Origin of the sequence: Nocardioides sp. TF02-7 (assembly GCF_022437945.1) — a bacterium.
Classification (GTDB): domain Bacteria; phylum Actinomycetota; class Actinomycetes; order Propionibacteriales; family Nocardioidaceae; genus Nocardioides.
The window spans coordinates 1,371,467-1,395,020 of record NZ_CP092535.1 but is presented as its reverse complement, the minus strand read 5'-3'; the positions used below and the strand labels follow the sequence as shown (position 1 = coordinate 1,395,020).

The window sequence follows — 23,554 nt, the reverse complement described above, 5'->3', positions numbered from 1 at the left end:
GACACTCCAGGCGGCTGCGACAGGTTGCCGACGAGCAGGTCGGGCCGGCGTCCGGCCGGTCGATCAGAGGAGGTGGTGGGTGGCAGAGCACGACGCGCCGTCCCTGCCACCGACGGCACCACCGACGGCACCGCCCACGCCGCCACCGACGCTGCCGCCGACGCTCGCCGACGTGGCCGAGATCGCCGGGGTGTCGCGGCAGACCGTCTCCAACGCGATCAACAACCCCGACCTGCTGCGTCCCGACACCCTCGCCCGCGTGCAGCAGGCGATCGAGGAGCTGGGTTACCTGCCCAACCGCGCCGCGCGGCACCTGCGGACCCGCACCTCTCGCCTGATCGGGCTGCGGATGCCGGCGGCCGCGCAGGAGTACACCGCCAACGCCGCCATGGACCGGTTCGTGCACGCCCTGGTCGAGGCGTCGCGGGAGGCGGGCTACCACCTGCTGCTCTTCTCCGGAGGGCCCGACGGGCCGGGAGCGACGGCTGCCGCGGACCTGGTGGCCGGCTACGACGACCTGCTCCGGTCGACGGCGGTCGATGCGTTCGTCGTCACCGACACCTACCTCGGCAACCCGCAGGCCCGGTGGCTCGCCGCCCGCCGGGCGCCGTTCGTCGCGTTCGGCCGGCCGTGGGACGACCCGACCGCCACCCACCCCTGGGTCGACGTCGACGGCGCCGCCGGGGTCGCGCTCGCCACCGAGCACCTGCTCGGGCTCGGCCACGAGCGGATCGCGTGGATCGGCTGGGCGGCCGGCTCCCACCTCGGTGAGGACCGGCGCTCCGGGTGGGTGCGGACGATGACCGGCCGCGGGCTCGACGTCGACGGCCTCGACGCCCGGGTCGACGACACCGTCGCCGGCGGACGGGAGGCGGCCGCGCGCCTGCTCGACACGGCCGGCCCGACGGCGTACGTCTGCGCCTCGGACACGCTGGCGGTCGGCGTGCTCCACGCCCTCGACGAGCGCGGGCTGCGCGCCGGCCGCGACGTCGGGGTGGTCGGCTTCGACGACTCCCAGGTCGCCCAGGTCGTGCCTCCCGGCCTCACCTCGGTGCGCCAGCCCCTCGAGCAGGTCGCCGTCGAGCTGGTCCGGGTGCTCGAGGCGCTGCTCGCGCGCGAGCCCCACGACGGCCGCGGGGTCCTGCTCCGCCCCACCCTCGCCGTCCGCGGCTCCACCGCCTCACGTTGAATCGGGCCTCGTGGTGGGTTGAATCGGGCCTCGTGGTGGGTTGAATCCGGCCTCGTGGTCGGTCGAGTCCGGCCTCGTGGTGACGGGGCCCGCCACGACACCCGATTCGACGGGCCACGACACCCGATTCGACGGGCCGGCGGGCCGAGGTCAGTCGAAGGTCCGGGACCAGAGGTTGACCGCGTAGTCGACCTCGAGGCCCTCGTGGTGGCGCAGGACCTGCTCGGCGACCGCGGGTGGGAGCTCGATCCGCACCACCGCCTCGAGGTCGGCGCGGCTCTCGAAGCGCCACCCCATGTCGACCTGCGTGCGCGTCCAGCCACGCTGCGCCCAGAACCGCTCGATCACCTCAGGGGGGTCGAGGTGGGGGGTAGCCGCGGCGGAACCAGGCGCCGAACGTCGAGCGGGACCCGTCGTTGTCGATCACCAGCGCGGTCCCGCCCCGACGTACCACCCGCTCCAGCTCGGCGAGTCCGGGCTCACAGCCGGGGCCGAAGAAGTAGGCCCAGCGGGCGTGGACCACGTCGACGGAGGAGTCCGGCAGCGGCACCTCCTGGGCGGTGCCGAGCAGCACGGAGACGTTCGGGAGCCGCCGGGTACGCCGTCCGGCCAAGCGCTGCAGCGCCGGGTGCGGTTCGACCCCGACGACGCGGGCGGCGGCTTCGGCAAACCGCGGCAGGTGGAAGCCGGTGCCGCAGCCGAGGTCGAGCACGGTGCGGTCGCGCCACGAGGTGCGCTGCTCCATCGCGGCCCAGAGCCGCGCGTCGGGGTCGGCGGCGCGGTTCTCGATCTCGTAGGTGGCGGTGTGCTTCCAGATGTTGGGGCTCGGGATCGCGCCCCGGGCCGGCCGGCCGCTCAGCGCGGCCTCAGATCCGGACGATGCCGTCCGGCGTCTGCACCTGGGCGGCGAGGATGCCGGGGGTGCCGTGCGGCGCCACCCACTCGACCTTGACGTCCTCCAGCGGCGCCTCGACCGGCTCGCCGAGCCACTCGCTGACCCGCTGCGGGTCGCCCGCGATCTCGACCCCGGCGAGCGAGATCGACCCGTCGGCGCCGGCCGACGGGTGCAGGCTGTCACTGATCTCCCACTGCACGAAGAACGGCAGCTGCGGGTCGGAGATCAGGCCGTTGACGCCGATCTGCTTCCAGCGCAGCTCGGTGCCGTCGGGCCGGTGCCGGCTGCCGACGACGGCTGCGCGGCCGAGCCGCTCCTCGTAGACGGTGATGTCCTTGACGCAGACCACCCAGCCGAGCCAGCCGCCCCCGAGCGCCGACCGCGCGCGGACGGCCTGGCCGAACGGCGCCTTGTCGGACGCCGGGTGGTCGAGGACCTCGACCACCTCGAGGTAGGTGCGGTCGGCGAGCGGCAGGACCATGTTGCGGGTGCCGAACCGCGGGTGGACACCCCCGTCGACGAACTCGCGCCCGAGCGCAGCGCCCAGGCGGGCTGCCGTGCTTTCGAGGCCGTCCGGTCCAGCGGCGTAGGAGAGGTGGTCCAGGCGCATGTCGACATTCTCGGCCTGTGGTCACCGCCACGTGTCGGCGGGGTGCTGGTCTCTTGACGTCGAGAGGGTCAGGGGGCGGTTCGCCGCCGCTGGACGCGACGTGACGGGCAAAACCTCCACTTGTCCGGCATTGCTTTGCCCGACATGTTGAGGTTTCCCCGGTCGGCCGGGGAAACCTCACGTGTCCTACCCCCGGTCCGCCGGATGCAGCGCCAGCGCCGACCGGCTGCGCAGGTGGGCCTCGCAGTGGCGCACCAGCTCGTCGTACGCCGCCTGGCCCATGAGGGCCACGAGCTCGGGGGCGCTGGTGACGTAGAGCGGCTCGACGGCGACGTGGGCCTCGGTGTTGCCGGAGCAGTACCAGTCGAGGTCGTGGCCGCCGGGGCCCCAGCCGCGGCGGTCGTACTCGGTGATGGTGACCTCGGTGTAGGACGAGCCGTCCTGGCGCTCGACGGTGCGGTAGGTGCGGCGGATCGGCAGCTGCCAGCACACGTCGGGCTTGGTCTCGAGCGGGTTGCGTCCCTGCTGCAGCGCCAGCCCGTGGAGCGCGCAGCCGGCGCCGGCGTGGAAGTCGGGGCGGTTGTGGAAGACGCAGCCGCGCTGCCCCGCCACCTCGACGGCCTTGGTCTTCCGCTCGCCGTCCTCGTCGGTCTCGATCCAGTCCCGCTTCCGCACCCGGCGGCCGGGGTGCAGCTGCCACAGGTCGGGCGTCAGCTGGCCGACGTACGCCGCCACCCGCTGCTCGTCGTCGGCGTCGCTGAAGTGCGCCCCCCAGGGTGCAGCAGCCGGTGTCGGGGGAGTCGGCGTAGATGCCGCGGCAGCCGCGGCCGAAGATGCAGGTGTAGCCCGACGTCAGCCAGGTGAGGTCGCAGCGCATCACCTCGGTCTCGTCGTCGGGGTTGACGAACTCCACGAAGGCGCGGGGGAAGTCCAGGGAGACCTCGGGCACGTGCTCCAACGTACTCGCCGTCCGCGGCGGGCCAGGCACCTGGCGATACGGTGGACGCATGCGCCTGGGCGTGCTCGACATCGGTTCGAACACCGGACACCTGCTCGTCGTCGACGCGCACCGCGGCGCCGCGCCGCTCCCGGCGTACTCCTTCAAGCAGCCGCTGCGTCTCGCGGAGCACCTCGACGGCGGCGGCGGCGTGAGCCGGCACGGGATCGACGCCCTGACGGCGTTCACGGCGGACGCGCTCGTGGTGGCGGAGGAGAAGGGCTGCGAGGAGCTGCTGTCGTTCGCGACCTCGGCGGTGCGCGACGCCGACAACTCCGACGCCGTGCTCGACCACGTGCACGACCGCACCGGTGTGCGGATCGAGGTGCTGCCCGGCGAGGACGAGGCCCGGCTGACGTTCCTCGCGGTGCGGCGCTGGTTCGGGTGGTCGGCCGGCCGGATGACGGTGTTCGACATCGGAGGCGGGTCGCTCGAGATCGCCGCCGGCACCGACGAGCACCCCACCGTCGCGCAGTCGCTGCCGTTGGGCGCGGCGCGGCTGGCGGCGACGTACTTCTCGGAGCCGGTCGACGACGACGCGCTCCGCACGATCCGCCGCACGATCCGCGCGGCGATCGCCAAGGACGCCGGCCAGGTGCTGCGGGCCGGTACGACGCACCGCGCCGCCGCGACCTCCAAGACGTTCCGGTCGCTCGCGCGCATCTGCGGCGCCGCGCCCGCCGACCAGGGGCCGCTGGTGCCGCGGTCGCTGGCGCTGGCCGACCTCCGGGCGTGGATCCCCAAGCTGGCCGCGATGACGCAGGAGGAGCTGGCCGAGCTGCCCGGCGTCTCGCCGAGCCGCACGCACCAGATCGTGCCCGGCGCGCTCGTGGCCGAGGCGTGCATGGACATCTTCGACCTGCCCGCGCTGGAGATCTGCCCCTGGGCGCTGCGGGAGGGTGTGATCCTCGAGCGCATCGACCAGCTCGGCACCGCGGACGAGGCCTGACCGTGGACGCTCCTCGCTCCGACCAGCCCGACCAGCCGGCCCAGCCCGACCAGCGGGCCCAGCCGCCCCCTCGGCCGAGGATCGGCCTCTCGACGTCGTCGGTCTACCCGGAGTCGACCGCCCACGCCTTCAGCTGGGCGGCCTCGCTCGGCTACGAAGCGGTGGAGGTGATGGTCGGCATCGACGCGCTGTCGCAGCAGACGACCGCCGTCAAGCAGCTGATGGAGCACCACGAGGTGCCGATCAGCGCCATCCACGCGCCCTGCCTGCTCTTCACCCAGCGGGTCTGGGGGCTGGAGCCGTGGGGGCAAGCTCGAGCGGTCGGCCGAGATGGCGGCCGCGGTGGGTGCGGAGGTCGTGGTGGTGCACCCGCCGTTCCGCTGGCAGCGCGACTACGCGCGCGACTTCGTCGACGGCATCGCGGCGCTCGAGGAGTCGACCGGCATCGCGTTCGCCGTCGAGAACATGTATCCCTGGCGTGCCTCCACCCGCCGGCGGCTCGAGATGTACCTGCCGGGCCGCGACCCGTCGGATGAGCCGTACGCCAACACCGTGATCGACCTCTCCCACGCCGCGATCGCGCAGGACGACCCGGTCGCGATGGCCGAGCGCCTCGGGCCGCGGCTGCGCCACATCCACCTCACCGACGGGTCGGGGTCGGCCAAGGACGAGCACCTGGTGCCGGGTCGCGGGTCGGCGGGAGCGGCGGAGCTCCTGCACCACCTCGTCGACACCGGCTTCACCGGTGAGGTGGTGCTGGAGATCAACACCCGGCGCTGCACGACGCGGGAGGAGCGGGAGGCGGACCTGCGCGAGTCGCTGGAGTTCGCCCGCGAGCACCTGTCCGCGCGGACGCGCGACGCCGTCGCCGGGTCGTGACGGGAGCGGCCGGGGTGACGGGATGACGGGAGCGACAGGGCTGACCGGGAGTGGCAACGGCCGCCGTGGCCGCCGGCCCGGACGACCCGACACCCGGGCCGCGATCCTCGCCGCGGCGCGCGAGCGGTTCGGGTCCGCGGGCTTCGGCGGTACGACGATCCGCGCCGTCGCGGCCGACGCCGGCGTCGACGCGGCGCTGGTGCACCACTACTTCGGTTCGAAGGACGACCTGTTCGTCGCCGCCCTCGAGCTGCCGGTCGACCCGCGGGTCGTGATCGCCGAGCGGGTCGTCGGTCCCTCCGCCGGGCGGCCCGACGGAGCGGGCGAGCTGCTGCTCCGCGGGGTCCTGTCGGTGTGGGACGACCCCGGCGCCCGGCCCGCGCTGCTCGCGATGGTGCGACGGGTCATGGAGCCCGGCGGCGAGCAGCTGTTCCGCGACGGGTTCGTCCGCGTCGTCCTGCTGCCCCTCGGCGAGGCGATCGGCGTCGACCGGCCGCAGCTGCGGATGTCGCTGGTGGCCAGCCAGGTGCTCGGCCTGATCGTGCTGCGCTACGTCGTGCGCCTCGAGCCGCTCGCGTCGCTCGACGTCGACGCCCTGGTCGCGGCGTACGCACCGGCGGTCCAGCGCTACCTGTCCGGGCCGCTCGGGTAGGTCGCGCAGGCCCCTCCCGGCGCAGGTTTCCCAAGGTATGCAGCCGAACCCGCGCTCCCCCACGGCGTACCCACCGTGGGAGGCGCCGGTTCGTCGACATCCCTTGATGAACCTGCGCCCGCAACCCCTTGATCCATCCCGGCGCCCGCCGCATAATTCACCACATGATGAAAAATGCCGTCGAAGCCACCGCCCTGGTCGTCGAGCGCGGCGGGCGCGAGGTCCTGCACGGCCTGGACCTCACCGTCGAGGCGGGCCGGGTGACCGGCCTGCTCGGCCCGTCGGGCTGCGGGAAGTCGACGCTGATGCGGGTCCTGGTCGGCGTGCAGGCCGGCGTCCTCGGCTCGGTGACGGTGCTCGGCCAGCCCGCCGGCTCCCGCACGCTGCGCGACAGGGTCGGCTACGTCACCCAGGCGCCGAGCGTCTACGACGACCTCACCGTCCGGGAGAACCTCGCGTTCTTCGCCCGGGTGCTCGGCGTCGACCGGGCCGAGGCCGACCGGTGCGTCGAGGTCGTCGACCTCGGAGACCAGGCGGACCAGGTGGTGGGCAGCCTCAGCGGGGGGCAGCGGTCGCGGGCCAGCCTCGCCGTCGCGCTGCTCGGGAGCCCCGGCCTGCTCGTGCTCGACGAGCCCACCGTCGGCCTCGACCCGGTGCTCCGCGAGGACCTGTGGGCGACGTTCCACCGTCTCGCCGACGAGGGTGCGGCCGTCCTCGTCTCCAGCCACGTCATGGACGAGGCGGAGCGCTGCGACCGGCTGCTGCTGATGCGCGAGGGGGTCTTCATCGCCGCCGGCACACCCCGGGAGATCGCCGAGCAGGCCGGTGCGCCGGACATCGAGCGGGCGTTCCTCGCCATCGTCCGGGGGCGGGCGGCATGACCCCCCGCACCACCGCCGCCATCGCCGCGCGCGTGCTCACCCAGCTGCGGCGCGACCACCGCACGCTCGCGATCATGCTCGTGCTGCCGTGCCTGCTGATCAGCCTGCTGTGGTGGATGTTCGACGACCTGCCCGGCGACAACTTCGACCGGTTGGGACCCGGTCTGCTCGCGATGTTCCCCTTCATCGTGATGTTCCTGGTGACGAGCGTGACGACGCTGCGGGAGCGGTCGGGCGGCACCCTGGAGCGGCTGCTGGCGATGCCGATGGGCAAGCTCGACTTCCTCCTCGGCTACGCGGTCGCGTTCGGCGTCGTCGCGGCCGTCCAGTCGGCGGCCGCCGTCGCCCTCAGCGTCGGCCTGCTCGACCTGACCATCGCGGGCCCGGTGTGGCTGCTCACCGTGGTCGCGGTCGCCGACGCCGTGCTCGGGAGCGCGCTCGGGCTGTTCGTCAGCGCGTTCGCTCGCACCGAGTTCCAGGCCGTCCAGTTCATGCCGGCGCTGGTGATCCCGCAGATCCTGCTGTGCGGCCTGTTCGTGCCCCGGTCGGCGCTCCCGGACGTGCTCGAGGCGGTCAGCGACGTGCTGCCGCTGTCGTACGCCGTCGACGCCATGCAGCACCTCACCCGCTCGACGTCGACCGCCGAGGTGTGGGGCGACCTCGCCGTCGTGGCCGGGTACGCCGTCGCCGGGCTGGCGCTCGGGGCGGCCACCCTGCGCCGCCGGAGCGCGTGAGGCGTGGCGGCCGCAGCGGGTGCGGGGACCCGCCCGCGGCCGTCGTACCGTGGCCCCATGCGACCCCTGCGTGACGCGCTGCTGCTCCTGTCGCGGAGCGGCGCCGTGAAGCGGACGATCACGACGCTCCCCGTCTCCGCCGCGGTGGTGCGGTCCTACGTGCCGGGCGAGACGGCGGAGGAGGCGCTCGACGCGGCGGCCGCGCTGGCAGCCGACGGCATCGACGTCACGCTCGACCACCTCGGCGAGGACACCACCGACCTGGCGCAGGCCGAGGCCACCGTCGAGGCCTACCTCGACCTGCTCCGCCAGATCGCCGCCCGTGGCCTCGCCGGCCGCGCCGAGGTCAGCGTGAAGCTCACCGCGATCGGCCTCGCCCTCGACGAGGAGGCGGTGCCGGGCGGTGGCCGCAAGATCGCCCTCGAGCACGCCCGGGCGATCTGCCGGGCCGCCCGCAACGCCGGCACCACCGTGACCATCGACATGGAGGACCACACCACCACCGACGCGACGCTCGCGGTCGTGCGCGAGCTGCGCAAGGACTTCCCCGAGACCGGCGCCGTCCTCCAGTCCTACCTCCGCCGCACCGAGGACGACTGCCGCGAGCTGGCCTACGAGGGGTCGCGGGTGCGGCTGTGCAAAGGCGCGTACGACGAGCCGGGCGAGGTGGCGTTCACCGACCCGGACGAGGTCGACCGGGCCTACGTGCGCTGCCTCAAGCTGCTCCTCGCCAGCGGCACCGCCCACGGGCACAGCTACCCGATGATCGCCACCCACGACCCGCGATTGGTCGAGATCGCGTCGGCGCTCGCGAGCCGCTACGGCCGGCCGCAGGGCACCTACGAGTTCCAGATGCTCTACGGCATCCGCCCGGCCGAGCAGCGCCGGCTCGCGGCCGCGGGGGAGTCGGTGCGGGTCTACATCCCCTACGGCACCGAGTGGTACGGCTACCTCATGAGAAGGCTCGCCGAGCGGCCCCGCAACCTGTCATTCTTCCTGACGTCGTTGGTGAAGAAGAGCTAGGCAGGACAGGGCAGCAGGATGAAGCAGACCGCCGTCATCGGCGCGGGCGTGATGGGCGAGACCCTGCTCTCGGGGCTGGTCCGCGCCGGCCGCAGGGTCGACCAGCTCCTCGTCGGCGAGAAGCGCGAGGCGCGCGCCGCCGAGCTCGAGGAGCGGTACGGCGTCGCCGTGGTGTCCAACGTCGACGCGGCCGCCAAGGCCGACACCGTCGCCCTCGTCGTGAAGCCGCAGGACATGGCCGAGCTCCTCGACGAGATCTCCGGGGTGCTCCGGCCGGGCCAGCTGGTCGTCTCGCTCGCGGCCGGCATCACCACCGGCTTCATCGAGTCGCGGGTGCCCGACGGGGTGGCGGTGGTGCGGGTCATGCCCAACACGCCGGCGCTGGTCGACGAGGGCATGTCGGCGATCTCGGCCGGCTCCCACTGCGACGAGGCCCACCTGGCCGAGGCCGAGGACCTGATGGCGTCGGTCGGCAAGGTGGTGCGGGTCCCGGAGAAGCAGCAGGACGCGGTCACCGCCGTCAGCGGGTCGGGCCCGGCGTACATCTTCTTCGTCGTGGAGTCGATGATCGAGGCCGCCGTGCACCTCGGCCTGCCCCGGGTCACCGCGCACGACCTGGTGCTGCAGACGCTGGTCGGGTCGGCGCAGATGCTGAAGGAGACCAAGGAGCACCCGACCGTGCTCCGGGAGCAGGTCACCTCCCCCGGCGGCACGACCGCCGCCGCAGTCCGCGAGCTGGAGGTCCACCGGGTGCGGGCGGCGTTCCTCGCCGCGCTCGAGGCCGCCCGCGACCGGTCGCGGGCGCTCGGGAGCTGATCGGGCGCGGGGACGGCCGGGGGTGGCCTACCAGGCGAGGTCGGCGAGCGACCGGACCCGGGTGACGCCGGCCGGGCGCCGGTCGTAGCGGCCGAGCCGGTCGACCAGCACACCCTCGAGCCCGGCGGCACGGGCGCCCCGCACGTCGTGGCGCAGGGAGTCGCCGACCATCACCGCGCCCGCGGGTTCGACACCGAGGGCAGCGCAGGCGCGGTGGAAGGCGCGCGGGTCGGGCTTCGCCGCCGGAAGCGAGGAGGACGCGAACACCGGGACGCCGTACGTCGCGAGCCCGGTGCGCCGCAGCTTGTCCTCCTGCGCGACCTGGTCGCCGTTGGTGAGGATGCCGACCCGGAGGCCGGCCTCCAGCGCTCCGGCGAGCGCGCGGCCGGCGTCGGCGAACGCCGACCACGCCGCGCGGTAGCAGGCGAGGAAGCCGGCGAACACGTCGTCGGCGACGGCGTCGTCGCGCAGGTCGCAGTGGGGGAGGAACGCGCGGATCCGGGCGCGCCGCTGCTCGCGGAAGCCGATCTCACGGCGCTGCCACCGCTCGTAGTGGTGGGTCTCCAACGCGAACCACCGCTCGACGTGCTCCTCCAGCGACCCGTCGAGCCCCAGCCCGCCGAGCCACACCCGGAGCCCCCGGTCGACGGCGCCCCGGTGGTCGACGAGCGTGTCGTCGAGGTCGAACAGCACGCCGGTCAGCTTGCTCGCGCGCCACCCCGTCCCCGTCACGGACCCATCCTCGCAGCCGCCACCGACGGTCGAATCGGGTGTCGTGGTGCGTCGAATCGGGTGTCGTGGTGTGTCGAGTCGGGTGTCGTGGTTGCTCGAGTCGGGTGTCGTGGTGCGTCGAGTCGTACGTCGTGGTGCCGGCCGTCGCCACGACGTACGAATGAACCGACCACGAGGCCCGATTCAACCCACCACGAGGGCCGATTCGAGCAACCACGAGGCCCGATTTGACCCACCACGAGGGCCGATTCAACCCACCACGAGGGCCGATTCGAGCAACCACGAGGCCCGATTCGACCCACCACGACACCCGAATCAACATCACGGGCCACAGCGGAGAGCTACGCGTCGGGCGGGGAGGAGGCCGAGGGCGCGGGCGCGGGCGATCGCGTCGGCGCGGTCGCTGGTGCCGAGCTTGCGGTAGAGGCTGCGCTGCTGGGTCCGCACGGTGTTGTAGGACACGACCGACCGGTCGGCGACCTGCTGGGTGGTGAGGCCGGCGGCCAGGCCGGCGAGCACCTGGCGCTCCCGCGGGGTGAGCTCGACCAGCGACACCGACCCGGGGAACAGGTCCGGTGCGGAGGCGAGCGGCTCCTGGCTGACGAAGTCCCGTGCGTCCTCGTCGTGGCGGGCCAGGTCGAGGAGGTCCGCCCGCGGCACCGTGGTGAACGCCCGGACGGAGCCGGTGGCGCGACCGGTCGCGACCGCCCGGCGCAGCGCCTCCCTGGCGTGCGCCTGCTCGCCCTGGCGGTGGGCCGCGACCGCCCGCAGCAGCAGGACCTCCAGCCGGTGCCGCGGGATCGCCGACTCCTCCCACCCGATGTCGGTGGCGATCCGCAGCGCCTCGGCGGCGTCGCCGGCCATCAGGGCCAGCCGGGCCCGCCCGGCCCGCAAGAGCGGGTGGTCGCGGAACGGCCCCTCGAGCACGGCGCGGGCGGAGTTCCCGCGGCCGAGCGCCAGCAGGAGGGAGACCTCCACCGCGGCGAGGCTGGCGCCGGCGAAGGAACCGCTTGCGGTCAGCTCGCCACGGGCCTCGCGCTGCCGGCGCAGCTCCACGACCGCGTCCTGGGCGGTCCCGGTGTGGAGGGCGAGCGAGCACAGTGCCGCGGTCAGGAACGGCCAGGTCTCCTCGCGCCCTGTCCGTCCGGCGAGCACGCGCTCGCACTCCTGAGCCCGGTCGAGGTCCAGCCGGTCGAGAGCGTCGAACAGCCGCGCCGCCGCCACCGTGGCCCGGACGACCGGCGCCGTCGACCGCGGCGGGTCGGGCGCGGCGTCGTAGCGCTCGAGCCAGGTCGCGCTCTGCCGCAGGTCCCCGACGCTCGCGTGGGAGAGGGCGAGATGGGCCGCGGCGGTCGCCTCGACGTACCCGAACGGGTCGTCCCCGCTGAGGGCGTGGGCCTCCCGCAGCGACTCCTGCGCTGCCGGCAGGTCACCGACGAGCAGCTCGGCCATGCCGACCTGCACCCGCACCGACGGGTGCAGCGGCACCACCCGCGCCGGGTGCGCGGCGCGCGCCGCGGCGGCCAGCCGCACCAGCCGGTCGCCGTACGCCGTCGCCGCCGCCAGCGCGCCCCGTCGCCGCAGCGCGACCAGCACGGCGAGGCCGCTGTCGACGATCTCCGCACCATCGGACCGCACGGCGAGAGCGGTCAGCTCGTCCTCGCGCGCGGGGAGCCGCGCGATCTCGGGCAGGTAGCCGTCGGGGAGGCCGATGTAGATGTCGCGCGCCGCCAGGGCGCGGCTGCTGGCGGCGATCGGTTCGAGCGGCGTCTCGACGAACGCCCGGTGGAGGTCGTCGGGATGCTGGATCGCCAACGTCAGCCACGCCTCCTCGATCACGCGGACGACGAGGGCAGCGTCCCCGGAGCGCCGGGCGTGGTGCAGCGCGGCGGCCGGCTCCGCGTTCTCCAGGTGCCACTGCGCGAGGCGTGTGTGCAGCCCGGGCACCCGCTCGGGCGAGGTGCGCGCCAGCTCGCGCTCCAGCGCTGCCCGGGCATGCGTCGGCCAGCGGTAGACCCAGTCGCCGTCGACACGCTCGGCGAGGAGCAGCCCGTCGGCCACGAGCGCCTCGATGTCGGGCTTGACGTCGTCGCCGCCGGTGAGCACCGCCGCGAGCTCCTCGGTGAACCCGTCGGCGACGGAGGTGACGAGGGCGAGGTCGGTCCCTCGGGCGCCGCGGGTCTGCGGCACCAACCGGTGCTCGAGGTAGTCGCTCGCGACCCGGTCGACCACGGCCGGCACGACCGCGGGATCGGCAGTGGGGTCGTCCTGGAGCCGCAGCACGGCGGCGCGGGTCACCTCCGGCCACCCGGCCGTCGCGCCGTGCAGCGTCGACGCCAGCGTCGACGCCAGCACCGATGACGGGGCCCGGCCCGCGACAGCCAGCAGCTCCGCCGTCTCGTCCACGGTGAACCGGAGGTCCCGCGCCGTCACCACGGCCGTGTCGACGTCGAGGTGCCTCGGGGCCGTGAACGAGCGGTGGTCGCGGAAGGTGACGACGAGCCGGAGGTCGGGCACGTGCCGCACGATGTCGACCAGGGTGAGCTCGACCTCGGCGTCACCGGCCCGGTCGAAGCCGTCGACGACGAGCACGACCGGGCGGTGGGCGGCAAGCAGGGCCCGCTCGACGAGGCCGGCCAGGTCGTAGGAGCCGGTCGGCCACGACCTGCGGGGCGGGACCGCGAGCCCGGCGTCGGCCAGGACCTCGAGCAGGCCTGCCCAGAACGCGGCCGGGTCGGCGGCGCCCCGTCGCACGCGGAACCAGACCGCGGTGACTGCGGCCGGGTCCAGACGTCGGGCCCACTGGGTGAGGAGCGTGGTCTTGCCGAAGCCGACCGGCGCCCGCACCAGCGTGAGCGGCGACCCGGTGTCGAGCCGGGTGAGCAGCCGCGGCCGCTCGATGACGACCGAGGGAAGCCGTGGTGCTCGGCGGATCCGGCGGTGCGGCCGGTCGGCCGGGTCGGTCGGCCCGGGGTCGGGTCGATCGCCCTCGGGTTGCGCCGGGTGGCCCCCCACCGTCACCTCCTCCGGTCCGTCAGGAGCGGCAACCCTAGCGAGTACGGCGCGGGCGCGAAGCCGGTGAGACGCCCGGTGACGTCGACGGAACGCCCGCCACGGCCATGCGCGGCGGCCCGTCATCCCGGTGAACTGCCCGGTGAATTGCAGGCCGTTCCGCCGACAACGAGCGTTCGGATGCCACCAGGCTCCTGCGGGAGCCGTACGGCGGGTGCCTGCCCGCCGCGGCCGCCACCGCTCCCTCCGAACACCGCGGCAACGAAGGGTCACGACAACAACATGCGCAGCTCGCGCCGTCTCGGGCGTCACCGAATCCTCTCTCCTGCTCGTCGTGCGGACGGTGCTCGGCACCGTGCCGGGGACCACCGGGGACACCCCGACCCCCGACCGCGGCGGTGGGCGAGCATCGTCACCGCCCTGGTCGTCGGTTCCGCAGGGCTGCTCACCTCGGCCCCCGGAGCGGTGGCCGACGGCGAGCTGCCGCCGACCGACCCGCCGCCCGTGGTCGAGACGGCCGACGGCAGCGAGGAGCCGGCGCCCGAGGTCGAGGACGAGCCGACGGACGGCGACGCGGAGTCGTCCGACGACGCGGCTCCGGACGAGGACGCCGCACCGACCGACGAGGACACCGAGCCGACCTCGGAGGAGACGCAGGACCCGGACGAGGGCACCGAGGACGACGCGACGGCGGAGGCGTCGGACGACGCCACCACCGAGACCGACGCCGGTGCGCCCGGCGTGGCGCCGATGAGGTTCGCCGACGGTGGTGCCGGCCTCTACCAGGGCAGCATCGACTGGTTCGAGTGGGGCTCGCACGGCCAGTCGATCAGCAACGGAGCGACGCGGACCAACACGCGCACGGTCGCCGGCCAGGAGCTGGTCACCAGCTGCACGATCTCCGACCTCGCCGGAGAGATCTTCGCCTACCGGCCGGGCTCGTACAGCGGTGACGGCCTGGACGACCTCTACAACATCGGCGGCACCGGCTCGAACAACCAGCTGATCGCGGGGCTGAGCACCCGCAACGGCGGCCTGGTCGACTTCGACTTCGACTGCTCGGTCACCCGCGACGGGGAGGCCGTCCCGCTGGCCGGTCTGGTCATCGCCGACGCCGAGGCCAGCGTGGCCGGCAGCGCGCAGGGTGAGTTCGTCCAGGCCACCGCCCCTGCCGGGGCGACCTGGCGCGTGATCGACCGCTACCGGCCCGAGGGCTGCACCGCCGACGCGGTGATCGACCGCACCGGGCAGACCCTCCGGTTCACCGGGTCGACGCAGCCGGTCTGCGCGACGTACCCGACGGCGGTCGGCTTCATGGACGGTGCGAGCTCCGCCGACGTCAGGGTGCAGGGGGCGGCGTCTCGGCGATCGCCCTCGGTGTCGTGCTGTTCTCCGACTTCGGCGACGCGCCCGAGCAGTACGGCGAGGCGGGCGCCCTCTACTCCCCGCCGTTCGGCGGGGGCGAGGTGCCCCCGGGCACCTCCACCGCCTTCGGTCAGCCGCTCGCGACGCCGGGACAGCCCCGGCCGCGACTCGGCGGCACCGTGACGTCGGAGGACGCCCCGCAGCCGAGCGACGCCGCCGACGCCGACGGCGGCGACGACGCGATCACCGCGCCCGGGCCGATCGACGCCCGCCCGGGCACCACCTACACCCAGGACGGGATCGCCTGCACGGGTCCGGGCTACGTCGCCGGCTGGATCGACTGGGACGGCAACGGCGTGTTCGACGACGACGAGATCGCCGGCCCGCAGCAGTGCGCCGGCGGGTCGGTCGCACTGGAGTGGGAGGTGCCGGCCGACGTCGCCGGCGGTCAGAGCTTCCTGCGGCTCCGGACCGCCAGCGACGAGGACGCGGTCGCCGTTCCCACCGGCGTCACCACCGACGGTGAGGTCGAGGACCACGTCGTCGCGCTCGAGGCGCGCGACTACGGCGACGCACCCGCGACGTACGGCACCCTCGCGGCGGGCGACGGCCCGCGGCACCAGGTCCGCCCGGACGTCTTCCTCGGCGAGGACGTCGACATCGAGGCCGACGGCCAGCCGGGCCCGGCCGCCGACGGCGACGGCGCCGACGAGGACGGGGTGGCCTTCAACCCCGCGCTCGGCTACCCGGCCCCGACGCTGCGCACCGGCATCGACCCCGTCGCGCAGCAGCCGGTCGACAACACCCTGCAGGTCGACGCCTCGGCCGACGGCTTCGTCAGCGTCTGGGTCGACTGGAACCAGGACGGCGACTTCGACGACGCCGACGACCAGGAGGTCGACGCCCAGCCGGTGACCGCCGGTCCCAACGACATCACCTTCTCCCGCGCCGAGAACCCGGCGGGGATCGAGACCTACGTCCGGGTGCGCTACAGCACCGACGCCGCCTCGCTCGCCACGCCCCGGGGCGAGGCGCCCGACGGCGAGGTCGAGGACTACCGCGTCCTGGTGGAGCGGCTCGTGCAGCCCGACACCTGTGTCGTCGACGGCACCGAGTACTACGCGATCACCTTCGCCGAGCCGCAGACCACGGGCACCGGTGAGGTCGGCAGCACGGCCCGGTACGGCGGTGTGACGGTCGTCGGCGGGGTGGCGGTCGACCTGGTGACCGAGCTGGTCGACGGAACGCTCAACCCGAGCACCGCGCCGCCCAACGGCTTCACCTACGGCGGAGCCGGTACGGCGCCCGGCGTGATCGGGCCCGACGACGCGCAGTGGCAGATCACGGGCGACGCCACGATCCGGTACGCCTTCTACGCGACCGGCACCACGACGCCGGTCGACGTCAACGCCGTGTTCACCGTCAACGACATGGACGGCATCCCGAACATGCAGGAGAGCGCCACGTTCACCCGTGCCGACCTCGCTGACTACGCCATCAGCCAGGGCAGCTCGGTCACGGTCACCGAGGACGCGGAGACCGTGACGTTCCACGGGAACGGGAACAACGCCGGCGACCCCCCGAGCCGCTTCCAGGTCGTCCTCGAGGGCACCTCGACCTTCGAGGTCCCGTGGGCCGGCGGCTCCAACTCCGGGTTCGGGTTCGACGGTGACGGCGACATCGGGATCCAGCCCGCGTGCGACGACTTCGGCGACGCCCCCGACGGCTACGGCACCACGCTCGCCGAGGACGGGCCGCGACACCGGATTGTCCCGGGTCTGCTGCTCGGTTCCACGATCGACTTCGACACCGACGGGCGACCCGGCCCGGGCGCCGACGGCGACGACACCGACCGGCTCGCCGACGAGGACGGCGTGGCCGGCGACATCGAGGTGGTGGCCGGCGAGGAGACCACGGTCACCGTCTCGGCCACCAACGACACCGACGACGACGCCACCCTGGTGGGCTGGATCGACCTCGACGGCAACGGCACCTTCGACGACGACGAGCGCCGCACCGCCGCGGTGCCGGCGGGCTCGGGCACGACCGACCACGACCTGACCTTCCCCGTGCCCGCGGTCGCCGGTGACACCTACGCCCGGTTCCGGCTGTTCCCCGGTTCCCCGGCCGACCCGCAGCCGGTGGGTGCCGCGGCCGCCGGCGAGGTCGAGGACCACCCGGTGACCTACGTGCAGGGTCCGCCGATCTTCCTGGGCTGCTCCACCCTCGTGTCCTTCGACGACGGCAACGCCGGGTGGCGGGCCGCGACGACGAGGAACGGCACCGAGGTGGTGCAGGCGCCGCAACCCGTGGGCTGGGCCCCCGACGCCGGCAACCCCGGTGGCGCGGTGATCGAGGACGACATCGACGGCAACTGGACCGAGCTGTGGACCCCGCTGCTGGCCGCCTACGGCTACGCGACCGACTACTCGTTCGCGGTCGGGGAGAGCCTGCAGTTCGACTACAGGAACAACACCGGCATCGGCTACGACGTCTACGTCGGCGTCGTAGGCGCCAACGGGTCGCACTACTGGTACAACTTCCGGCCCCAGATCACCGACTCCACCCAGTGGACCCGGGTGATCGTGCCGATGGACGCCGCTCAGTGGCACACCGCCTTCGACAACGAGACCGGGCCGACCGGGCCGGCGCCCACCGACGCGGACTTCGCGGCGGCCCTGGCGGACGTCGACCGGTTCTCGTTCTCCATCGAGGGTCGGCTCGGGACCGACACGACCGCCTTCGACAACTTCGGTCAGCCCTGCGACGACTTCGGTGACGCTCCGTCCTCCTACGGCACCACCGCCCAGGACGACGGGCCGTCGCACCGGGCGCTGGGCTACAACCAGAACACCGGGACCGCGCCCCTGATGCTCGGCGCCGGCATCGACCACGAGGACGACGGCCGGCCCGGTCCGGCCGCCGACGGCGACGACACGACCGACGCCGACGACGAGGACGCCGTGGCCGACCCGATCCGGGTCGACACCGGGTCCCCGACGACGGTGACGGTCACGGCGACCAACGACACCGACGAGCCCGCGACCCTGGTGGGCTGGATCGACCTCGACGGCGACGGGCAGTTCGGGAACGGTCCCGAGCGGGTGCTCGTCCCGGTCCCGGCAGGCTCCGGCACGGCCGACTACGAGCTGACCTTCCCCGCCGGCACGACGACGAGCGACACCTTCGCCCGCTTCCGGCTGTTCCCCGGAACGGTCACAGGCCCCGACGCCCGGCCGACCGGTCCCGCCGGCGCCGGTGAGGTCGAGGACTACCCGGTGACGGTGCTCGCCACCGGCCTGGAGATCGAGAAGACCTCGGACCTCACCGCCGAGCCCCGGCCCGGGGCGACCGTGACCTACACGATCACCGCCACCAACACCGGGGTCGGCGACTACACGGACGCCAACCCGGCGCGGGTGTGGGACGACCTCTCCGGCGTGCTCGACGACGCGACGTACAACGACGACGCCGCGGCCGACCTCGGCGACGACCCGGTGTGGGCCCTCCCGGTCCTCTCCTGGACCGGACCGCTGGCGGCGGGCGAGTCGGTGACGATCACCTACACCGTCACCCTGCAGGGCGGCGGCGACGGCCTCGTCCGCAACGTCGCCTTCGCGCAGTGCGACCCGGCCGACCCCGACTGCGACACCACCACCCCGGAGTGCGACCCGCCGGAGGACGGCGTGGACCCCGCGACCGGCAAGGTGTGCGCGGAGGAGGAGATCGAGCTTCCCAAGCTGACGATCGCCAAGAGCGCGGACCGCACCGACCTGCCCGCGGTGGGCGAGGCGGTCACCTACACGGTGGTGGTCACCAACGAGGGTCCCGGTGACTACACCGCGGCCGCGCCCGGGCGGATCACCGACGACCTGTCCGACGTCGTCGACGACGCCACCATCGACGAGGCCACGATCGTCGCCGACACCGGCACCGCGTCGTACGACGGCGCCGACCAGCTGGTCTGGGAAGGCGCGCTCGCCGCGGGCGAGTCCGCCACGATCACCTATCAGGCGACGTACACCGGCGGCGGCGACCAGCGCCTGGTCAACAACGCCTGCGTCCCGGTCGAGGAGGCGCAGGACCCGCAGGACCCCTGTCGCCAGGTGACGGTCCCCGGCTCCGGACTCGACGACGTCAAGGTCGCCTCGCCGGCGTCCGGCACCGCCGTCGAGGTGGACGACGAGATCACCTACACGCTGCGGTTCGCAAACACCGGCCAGACCGCGGCGACCGTCGACACCGTCGACGACCTGTCCGGCGTGCTCGACGACGCCGACCTCCTGACCGGCTCGATCACCGCCGACGGCGGTCTCGACGCGACGTTCGACCCGGACCAGCAACAGCTCGTGATCACCGGCACCGTGCCGGTCGGCGAGTCGCTCGAGGTGACCTACACGGTCCGGGTGAAGCGGTGGGCCCTGCAGGGCGACCACGTGCTGCGCAACGCGCTGCAGTGCCAGCCCGGTGACGGTCCCGAGTGCGAGCCGGAGGTCACCGAGCACCCGGTCCGGGCGCTCGCCGTCGAGAAGACGTCCGACCACGTTCCCGGGACCGCTGTCGGAGACACCGTCACCTACACGGTGACGGCGGAGAACATCGGCGAGGCCGACTACACCGCGGCCGACCCGGCGCGCGTGCAGGACGACCTGTCCGGCGTGCTGGACGACGCGACGTACGAGGACGACGCGGTCGCGGACCCGGCCGGAGCCGGCACGGTGACCTACGCCGAGCCGATCCTCGGGTGGGTCGGCGAGCTGGCCCAGGGCGAGCGGATCACCCTGACCTACACGGTCACGCTGACCGGTGCCGGCGACCTCGCCGTCCGCAACGTGGCCTTCGCCGCCTGCGACCCCACGGACGTGGACTGCAGACGACACCACCCCGGCCTGCGACCCGCCGAACGAGAACGGCATGGACCCCGACACCGGACGGCCGTGCGCCGAGGAGGAGTTCGGGCTGCCGCGGATCATCGACTCGAAGTCGGTCGACCCGGCGGACCGGACCTCGGTGGCGGCGGGTGAGGAGCTGACCTACACCCTCCGCTTCGAGAACACCGGCACCGCCGAGGGCGACGTCGCGCGCGACGACCACCTCGGGATGCTGCTCGACGACGCCGAGCTGGTCGACGGACCCACCGTCGGCGGTGACGGCGACCTGACCGCCGAGGTCGAGGGTGACCGGATCGAGGTCCGCGGCACTCTGGGTGCCGGCGACGTCGCGACGGTGACCTACACCGTGCGAGTGAAGTCGGACGCGCAGCGGGTCGAGGACGCCGGCGACGACGTGCTCGGCAATTTCCTGGTCGACCCCGACGAGCAGCCGCCGACGGAGTGCCTGCCGGAGGCCGACGAGGACTCGACGTGCAACCCGGTGCCGCGGATCGTGGACTCCAAGGACGTCTTCCCGGCGGATCGCACGGTCGTCACCGCGGGTGAGGAGCTGACCTACACGCTGACCTTCGAGAATCTGGGTCAGGGCGAGGGCACGGTGGCCAGGGACGACCACCTCGGGATGCTGCTCGACGACGCCGAGCTGGTCGCCGGTCCGGACGTCGTCGGCGCGCCCGGCGTGACGGCCGAGCTCGACGGTGACCGGATCGAGGTCCGCGGCACCCTGGGTGGCGGCGACCTGGTCGTCGTCTCCTACACGGTGCGGGTGAAGTCGGACGCGCAGCGGGTCGAGGACGGCGGCGACGACGTGCTCGGCAACTTCCTGATCGATCCCGACGAGGAGCCGCCGACGGAGTGCCTCCCGACCGCGGACGAGGACTCCACGTGCAACCCGGTGCCGCGGATCGTGGACAGCAAGTCGGTGTCCCCGGCCGACGGGACCTCGGTGGAGGCCGGCGACGAGCTGACCTACACCCTGCGGTTCGAGAACCTCGGCCAGGGCGACGGCACGGTGGCCAGGGACGACCACCTGGGGATGCTGCTCGACGACGCCGAGCTGGTCGACGGTCCCACCGTCGCCGGTGACGGCAGCCTCACCGCCACCCGTGACGGGCGGCGGATCCAGGTCCGCGGGACCCTGGGTGCCGGCGACGTCGCGACGGTGACCTACACCGTCCGGGTGAAGCCGGACGCGCAGCGGGTCGAGGACGGCGGCGACGACGTGCTCGGCAACTTCCTGGTCGACCCCGACGAGGAGCCGCCGACGGAGTGCCTCCCGACCGCGGACGAGGACTCCACCTGCAACCCGGTGCCGCGCATCGTGGACAGCAAGTCCGTCTCCCCGGCCGACCGCACGGTCGTCACCGCGGGCGAGGAGCTGACCTACACGCTGCGGTTCGAGAACCTCGGCCAGGGCCAGGGCGACGTCGCGCGCGACGACCACCTCGGGATGCTGCTCGACGACGCCGAGCTGGTCGACGGACCCACCGTCGCCGGTGCCGGCGCCCTGACCGCCGAGGTCGAGGGTGACCGGATCGAGGTCCGCGGCACCCTGGGTGCCGGCGACGTCGCGACGGTGACCTACGCGGTGCGGGTGAAGCCGGACGCGCAACGGGTCGAGGACGGCGGCGACGACGTGCTCGGCAACTTCCTGATCGGTCCCGACGAGCAGCCGCCGACGGAGTGCCTGCCGGAGGCCGACGAGGACTCCACGTGCAACCCGGTGCCCCGGATCGTGGACAGCAAGTCGGTGTCCCCGGCCGACCGGACCTCGGTGGCGGCCGGCGACGAGCTGACCTACACGCTGCGGTTCGAGAACCTCGGCCAGGGTGAGGGCACGGTGGCCAGGGACGACCACCTCGGGATGCTGCTCGACGACGCCGAGCTGATGGCCGGACCGACCGTCGGCGGTGAGGGTGATCTCACCGCCGAGGTCGAGGGTGACCGGATCGAGGTCCGCGGCACCCTGGGTGCGGGCGATGTCGCGACGGTGACCTACACCGTGCGGGTGAAGTCGGACGCGGACCGTCAGGCCGACGGTGGCGACGACGTGCTCGGCAACTTCCTGATCGATCCCGACGAGCAGCCGCCGACGGAGTGCCTGCCCGCCGCGGACGAGGACTCCACGTGCAACCCGGTGCCGCGGATCGTGGACAGCAAGTCGGTGTCCCCGGCCGACGGGACCTCGGTGGAGGCCGGCGACGAGCTGACCTACACCCTGCGGTTCGAGAACCTCGGCCAGGGCGACGGCACGGTGGCCAGGGACGACCACCTGGGGATGCTGCTCGACGACGCCGAGCTGGTCGACGGTCCCACCGTCGCCGGTGACGGCAGCCTCACCGCCACCCGTGACGGGCGGCGGATCCAGGTCCGCGGGACCCTGGGTGCCGGCGACGTCGCGACGGTGACCTACACCGTCCGGGTGAAGCCGGACGCGCAGCGGGTCGAGGACGGCGACGACGTGCTCGGCAACTTCCTGGTCGACCCCGACGAGGAGCCGCCGACGGAGTGCCTCCCGACCGCGGACGAGGACTCCACCTGCAACCCGGTCCGGGCGCTCGACGTGGACAAGACCTCCGACCGCACCGCGGAGACCGAGATCGGCGACACCGTCACCTACACGGTCACCGCCGAGAACGTGGGTGCCGCCGACTACACCGCCGCCGACCCGGCGCAGGTCCGCGACACGCTCGCCGGCGTGCTCGACGACGCGACGTACAACGACGACGCGACCGCCGACCGGACCGGGACGCTCGACTACACCGAGCCGGTCATCAGCTGGGAGGGCGCCCTCGCCGTCGGCGAGACGGTGACGATCGCCTACACCGTCACCCTCCAGGCAGGCGGCGACCTCCAGGTCCGCAACGTCGCCTGGGGCGGCGGCGGCGACGAGCCGGCCTGTTCCCCGCCGACCGCGGACGGCTTCGACCCCGACACCGGCCGGCCGTGCGCCGAGGAGGAGTTCGGCGTACCCGTCGTCGAGGACTCCAAGTCGGTCGACCCGGCGTCCGGGACGTCGGTGGGCCCCCCGCCAGTCGCTGACCTACACGCTGACCTTCACCAACGCGGGCACCGCCCCGGGTGCCGTCGACAAGGTCGACGACCTCACCCAGGTGCTCGACGACGCCAAGGTGACCGAGCAGCCGACGTCCTCGGACCCGGCTCTGACGGTCTCCGCGATCGTCGACGGCCGGTTCACCGTGCAGGGCACGCTGGCTGCCGGCCAGACGGTCACGGTCAGCTACACGGTGCGGGTGAAGGGTCCGAACGGGCTGGGCGACCGGATGCTCGGCAACTTCCTGCTCGAGCCCGGTGAGCAACCGCCGGCCGAGTGCCTGCCCGCCATGGGCGAGGACGTCACCTGCAACCCGGTGAGTGACGTCGTGGCCGAGAAGTCGGTCGACCCCGAGGACGGCTCGGAGGTGGCGTCGGGCGACGAGCTCACCTACACGCTGACCTTCCGCAACCGCGGCCAGGGTGCCGGCGCCGTGGACTACGTCGACGACCTGCGTGGCGTGCTCGACGACGCCACCATGGTCCGCGAGCCGCGGTCGTCGGACCCGGGCCTGGACCTGTCGGTGCGCAAGGGCAGGCTCCGGATCACCGGTGAGCTGGCCGGGGGGACGACGGCGCGGGTGACCTACACCGTCCGCGTCAAGGCGTACGACGACCAGGGCGACCACGTCCTGGAGAACGTCCTCGCCGCACCCGGCAGCGGGCTGAGCGGCTGCACCGCGGGCGACCCGATGTGCACCAGGAACCCGGTCGATCCGCCGGAGGACCCGGTCACGCCCGACGAGCCGGACGACAACCCGCTGCTCCCCCGACACGGGTGGTCCCACCGTGCTCGCGCTGGTCGCGGGCCTGGCCCTCCTGGTCGGCGGCGGCGTGCTCGTGGTCCGCTCGCGCCGGAGGCGTGAGGGCCTGG

At 73.7% G+C, this 23,554-nt stretch carries 18 protein-coding genes; 12 read left to right on the top strand and 6 right to left on the bottom strand.

Features of this window, described 5'->3' with window-relative positions:
- Positions 1-79: 79 nt before the first annotated feature.
- Entirely contained in the window at positions 80-1,189 is a 1,110-nt protein-coding gene (locus tag MF408_RS07085; protein ID WP_240250810.1) for a LacI family DNA-binding transcriptional regulator, read from the top strand.
- 150 nt (positions 1,190-1,339) lie between these two features.
- Here the strand turns inward: MF408_RS07085 and MF408_RS07080 are convergent, their stop codons facing one another.
- The 4 genes from MF408_RS07080 to MF408_RS07065 form a co-directional block, all read right to left on the bottom strand.
- The gene (locus tag MF408_RS07080) at positions 1,340-1,537 is read right to left on the bottom strand and encodes a hypothetical protein (RefSeq protein WP_240250809.1); all 198 of its coding nucleotides are present in this window, start codon (positions 1,535-1,537) and stop codon (positions 1,340-1,342) included.
- A gap of 1 nt (position 1,538) precedes the next feature.
- A complete protein-coding gene (locus MF408_RS07075; RefSeq protein WP_240250808.1) occupies positions 1,539-1,934 on the bottom strand; it encodes a class I SAM-dependent methyltransferase in 396 nt (131 codons plus the stop codon).
- 121 nt (positions 1,935-2,055) lie between these two features.
- Positions 2,056-2,694 (bottom strand): VOC family protein, encoded by a 639-nt coding sequence (locus tag MF408_RS07070; protein WP_240250807.1) that lies wholly within the window; start codon positions 2,692-2,694, stop codon positions 2,056-2,058.
- Between the two features lie 186 nt (positions 2,695-2,880).
- The gene (locus tag MF408_RS07065; RefSeq protein WP_345893866.1) at positions 2,881-3,429 is read right to left on the bottom strand and encodes a hypothetical protein; all 549 of its coding nucleotides are present in this window, start codon (positions 3,427-3,429) and stop codon (positions 2,881-2,883) included.
- A 272-nt stretch (positions 3,430-3,701) separates the two neighbouring features.
- On the opposite strand from MF408_RS07065, the gene MF408_RS07060 reads away from it, so the two are divergent.
- From MF408_RS07060 to proC, 7 genes are all read left to right on the top strand, one after another.
- A complete protein-coding gene (locus MF408_RS07060) occupies positions 3,702-4,640 on the top strand; it encodes a Ppx/GppA phosphatase family protein (protein ID WP_240250806.1) in 939 nt (312 codons plus the stop codon).
- Between the two features lie 342 nt (positions 4,641-4,982).
- Positions 4,983-5,519 carry a sugar phosphate isomerase/epimerase gene (locus tag MF408_RS07055; protein WP_345893865.1) on the top strand — a complete coding sequence of 179 codons (537 nt, stop codon included), beginning with the start codon at positions 4,983-4,985 and terminating at the stop codon, positions 5,517-5,519.
- A gap of 22 nt (positions 5,520-5,541) precedes the next feature.
- Positions 5,542-6,171, top strand: coding sequence for a TetR family transcriptional regulator (locus MF408_RS25110; protein ID WP_275693370.1), 630 nt, complete (start codon positions 5,542-5,544; stop codon positions 6,169-6,171).
- 164 nt (positions 6,172-6,335) lie between these two features.
- The gene (locus MF408_RS07040; protein ID WP_240250805.1) at positions 6,336-7,052 is read left to right on the top strand and encodes an ABC transporter ATP-binding protein; all 717 of its coding nucleotides are present in this window, start codon (positions 6,336-6,338) and stop codon (positions 7,050-7,052) included.
- Complete coding sequence (locus tag MF408_RS07035) at positions 7,049-7,786, top strand: ABC transporter permease (RefSeq protein ID WP_240250804.1); 738 nt, start codon at positions 7,049-7,051, stop codon at positions 7,784-7,786. The genes MF408_RS07040 and MF408_RS07035 overlap by 4 nt, the downstream gene beginning before the upstream one ends.
- 57 nt (positions 7,787-7,843) lie before the next feature.
- A complete protein-coding gene (locus MF408_RS07030) occupies positions 7,844-8,809 on the top strand; it encodes a proline dehydrogenase family protein (RefSeq protein WP_240250803.1) in 966 nt (321 codons plus the stop codon).
- Positions 8,810-8,827: 18 nt separating this feature from the next.
- Positions 8,828-9,625, top strand: a complete 798-nt coding sequence (proC, locus tag MF408_RS07025; protein ID WP_240250802.1) for a pyrroline-5-carboxylate reductase — start codon at positions 8,828-8,830, stop codon at positions 9,623-9,625.
- A 27-nt stretch (positions 9,626-9,652) separates the two neighbouring features.
- Here the strand turns inward: proC and MF408_RS07020 are convergent, their stop codons facing one another.
- Positions 9,653-10,357, bottom strand: coding sequence for an HAD family hydrolase (locus MF408_RS07020; protein ID WP_240250801.1), 705 nt, complete (start codon positions 10,355-10,357; stop codon positions 9,653-9,655).
- A 321-nt stretch (positions 10,358-10,678) separates the two neighbouring features.
- Positions 10,679-13,372: a LuxR C-terminal-related transcriptional regulator gene (locus MF408_RS07015; RefSeq protein ID WP_240250800.1), complete on the bottom strand. Its 2,694-nt coding sequence runs from the start codon at positions 13,370-13,372 to the stop codon at positions 10,679-10,681.
- A 279-nt stretch (positions 13,373-13,651) separates the two neighbouring features.
- Between MF408_RS07015 and MF408_RS26715 the strand changes: the two genes are divergently transcribed.
- Genes MF408_RS26715 through MF408_RS06995 form a run of 4 tightly spaced genes read left to right on the top strand, consistent with a single transcriptional unit; the run spans position 13,652 to position 23,546 of the window.
- The gene (locus MF408_RS26715) at positions 13,652-14,917 is read left to right on the top strand and encodes a CshA/CshB family fibrillar adhesin-related protein (RefSeq protein ID WP_345893864.1); all 1,266 of its coding nucleotides are present in this window, start codon (positions 13,652-13,654) and stop codon (positions 14,915-14,917) included.
- Positions 14,836-19,758: a GEVED domain-containing protein gene (locus MF408_RS07005; RefSeq protein ID WP_345893921.1), complete on the top strand. Its 4,923-nt coding sequence runs from the start codon at positions 14,836-14,838 to the stop codon at positions 19,756-19,758. Before MF408_RS26715 ends, MF408_RS07005 begins: the two co-directional genes overlap by 82 nt.
- Positions 19,649-22,942, top strand: a complete 3,294-nt coding sequence (locus tag MF408_RS07000; RefSeq protein ID WP_240250798.1) for a DUF11 domain-containing protein — start codon at positions 19,649-19,651, stop codon at positions 22,940-22,942. Before MF408_RS07005 ends, MF408_RS07000 begins: the two co-directional genes overlap by 110 nt.
- Entirely contained in the window at positions 22,881-23,546 is a 666-nt protein-coding gene (locus tag MF408_RS06995) for a hypothetical protein (RefSeq protein WP_240250797.1), read from the top strand. Before MF408_RS07000 ends, MF408_RS06995 begins: the two co-directional genes overlap by 62 nt.
- The last annotated feature ends 8 nt before the right edge of the window (positions 23,547-23,554 follow it).

What these genes read in the sequence shown, in the direction of transcription:
- MF408_RS07060 (WP_240250806.1), top strand. Translation starts at nt 3,702, where the DNA reads ATGCGCCTGGGCGTGCTCGACATCGGTTCGAACACCGGACACCTGCTC.
- MF408_RS07070 (WP_240250807.1), bottom strand. Translation starts at nt 2,694, where the DNA reads ATGCGCCTGGACCACCTCTCCTACGCCGCTGGACCGGACGGCCTCGAA.
- MF408_RS26715 (WP_345893864.1), top strand. Translation starts at nt 13,652, where the DNA reads ATGCGCAGCTCGCGCCGTCTCGGGCGTCACCGAATCCTCTCTCCTGCT.
- MF408_RS07030 (WP_240250803.1), top strand. Translation starts at nt 7,844, where the DNA reads ATGCGACCCCTGCGTGACGCGCTGCTGCTCCTGTCGCGGAGCGGCGCC.
- MF408_RS07075 (WP_240250808.1), bottom strand. Translation starts at nt 1,934, where the DNA reads ATGGAGCAGCGCACCTCGTGGCGCGACCGCACCGTGCTCGACCTCGGC.
- proC (WP_240250802.1), top strand. Translation starts at nt 8,828, where the DNA reads ATGAAGCAGACCGCCGTCATCGGCGCGGGCGTGATGGGCGAGACCCTG.
- MF408_RS25110 (WP_275693370.1), top strand. Translation starts at nt 5,542, where the DNA reads ATGACGGGAGCGACAGGGCTGACCGGGAGTGGCAACGGCCGCCGTGGC.
- MF408_RS07000 (WP_240250798.1), top strand. Translation starts at nt 19,649, where the DNA reads ATGGACCCCGACACCGGACGGCCGTGCGCCGAGGAGGAGTTCGGGCTG.
- MF408_RS07035 (WP_240250804.1), top strand. Translation starts at nt 7,049, where the DNA reads ATGACCCCCCGCACCACCGCCGCCATCGCCGCGCGCGTGCTCACCCAG.
- MF408_RS07040 (WP_240250805.1), top strand. Translation starts at nt 6,336, where the DNA reads ATGATGAAAAATGCCGTCGAAGCCACCGCCCTGGTCGTCGAGCGCGGC.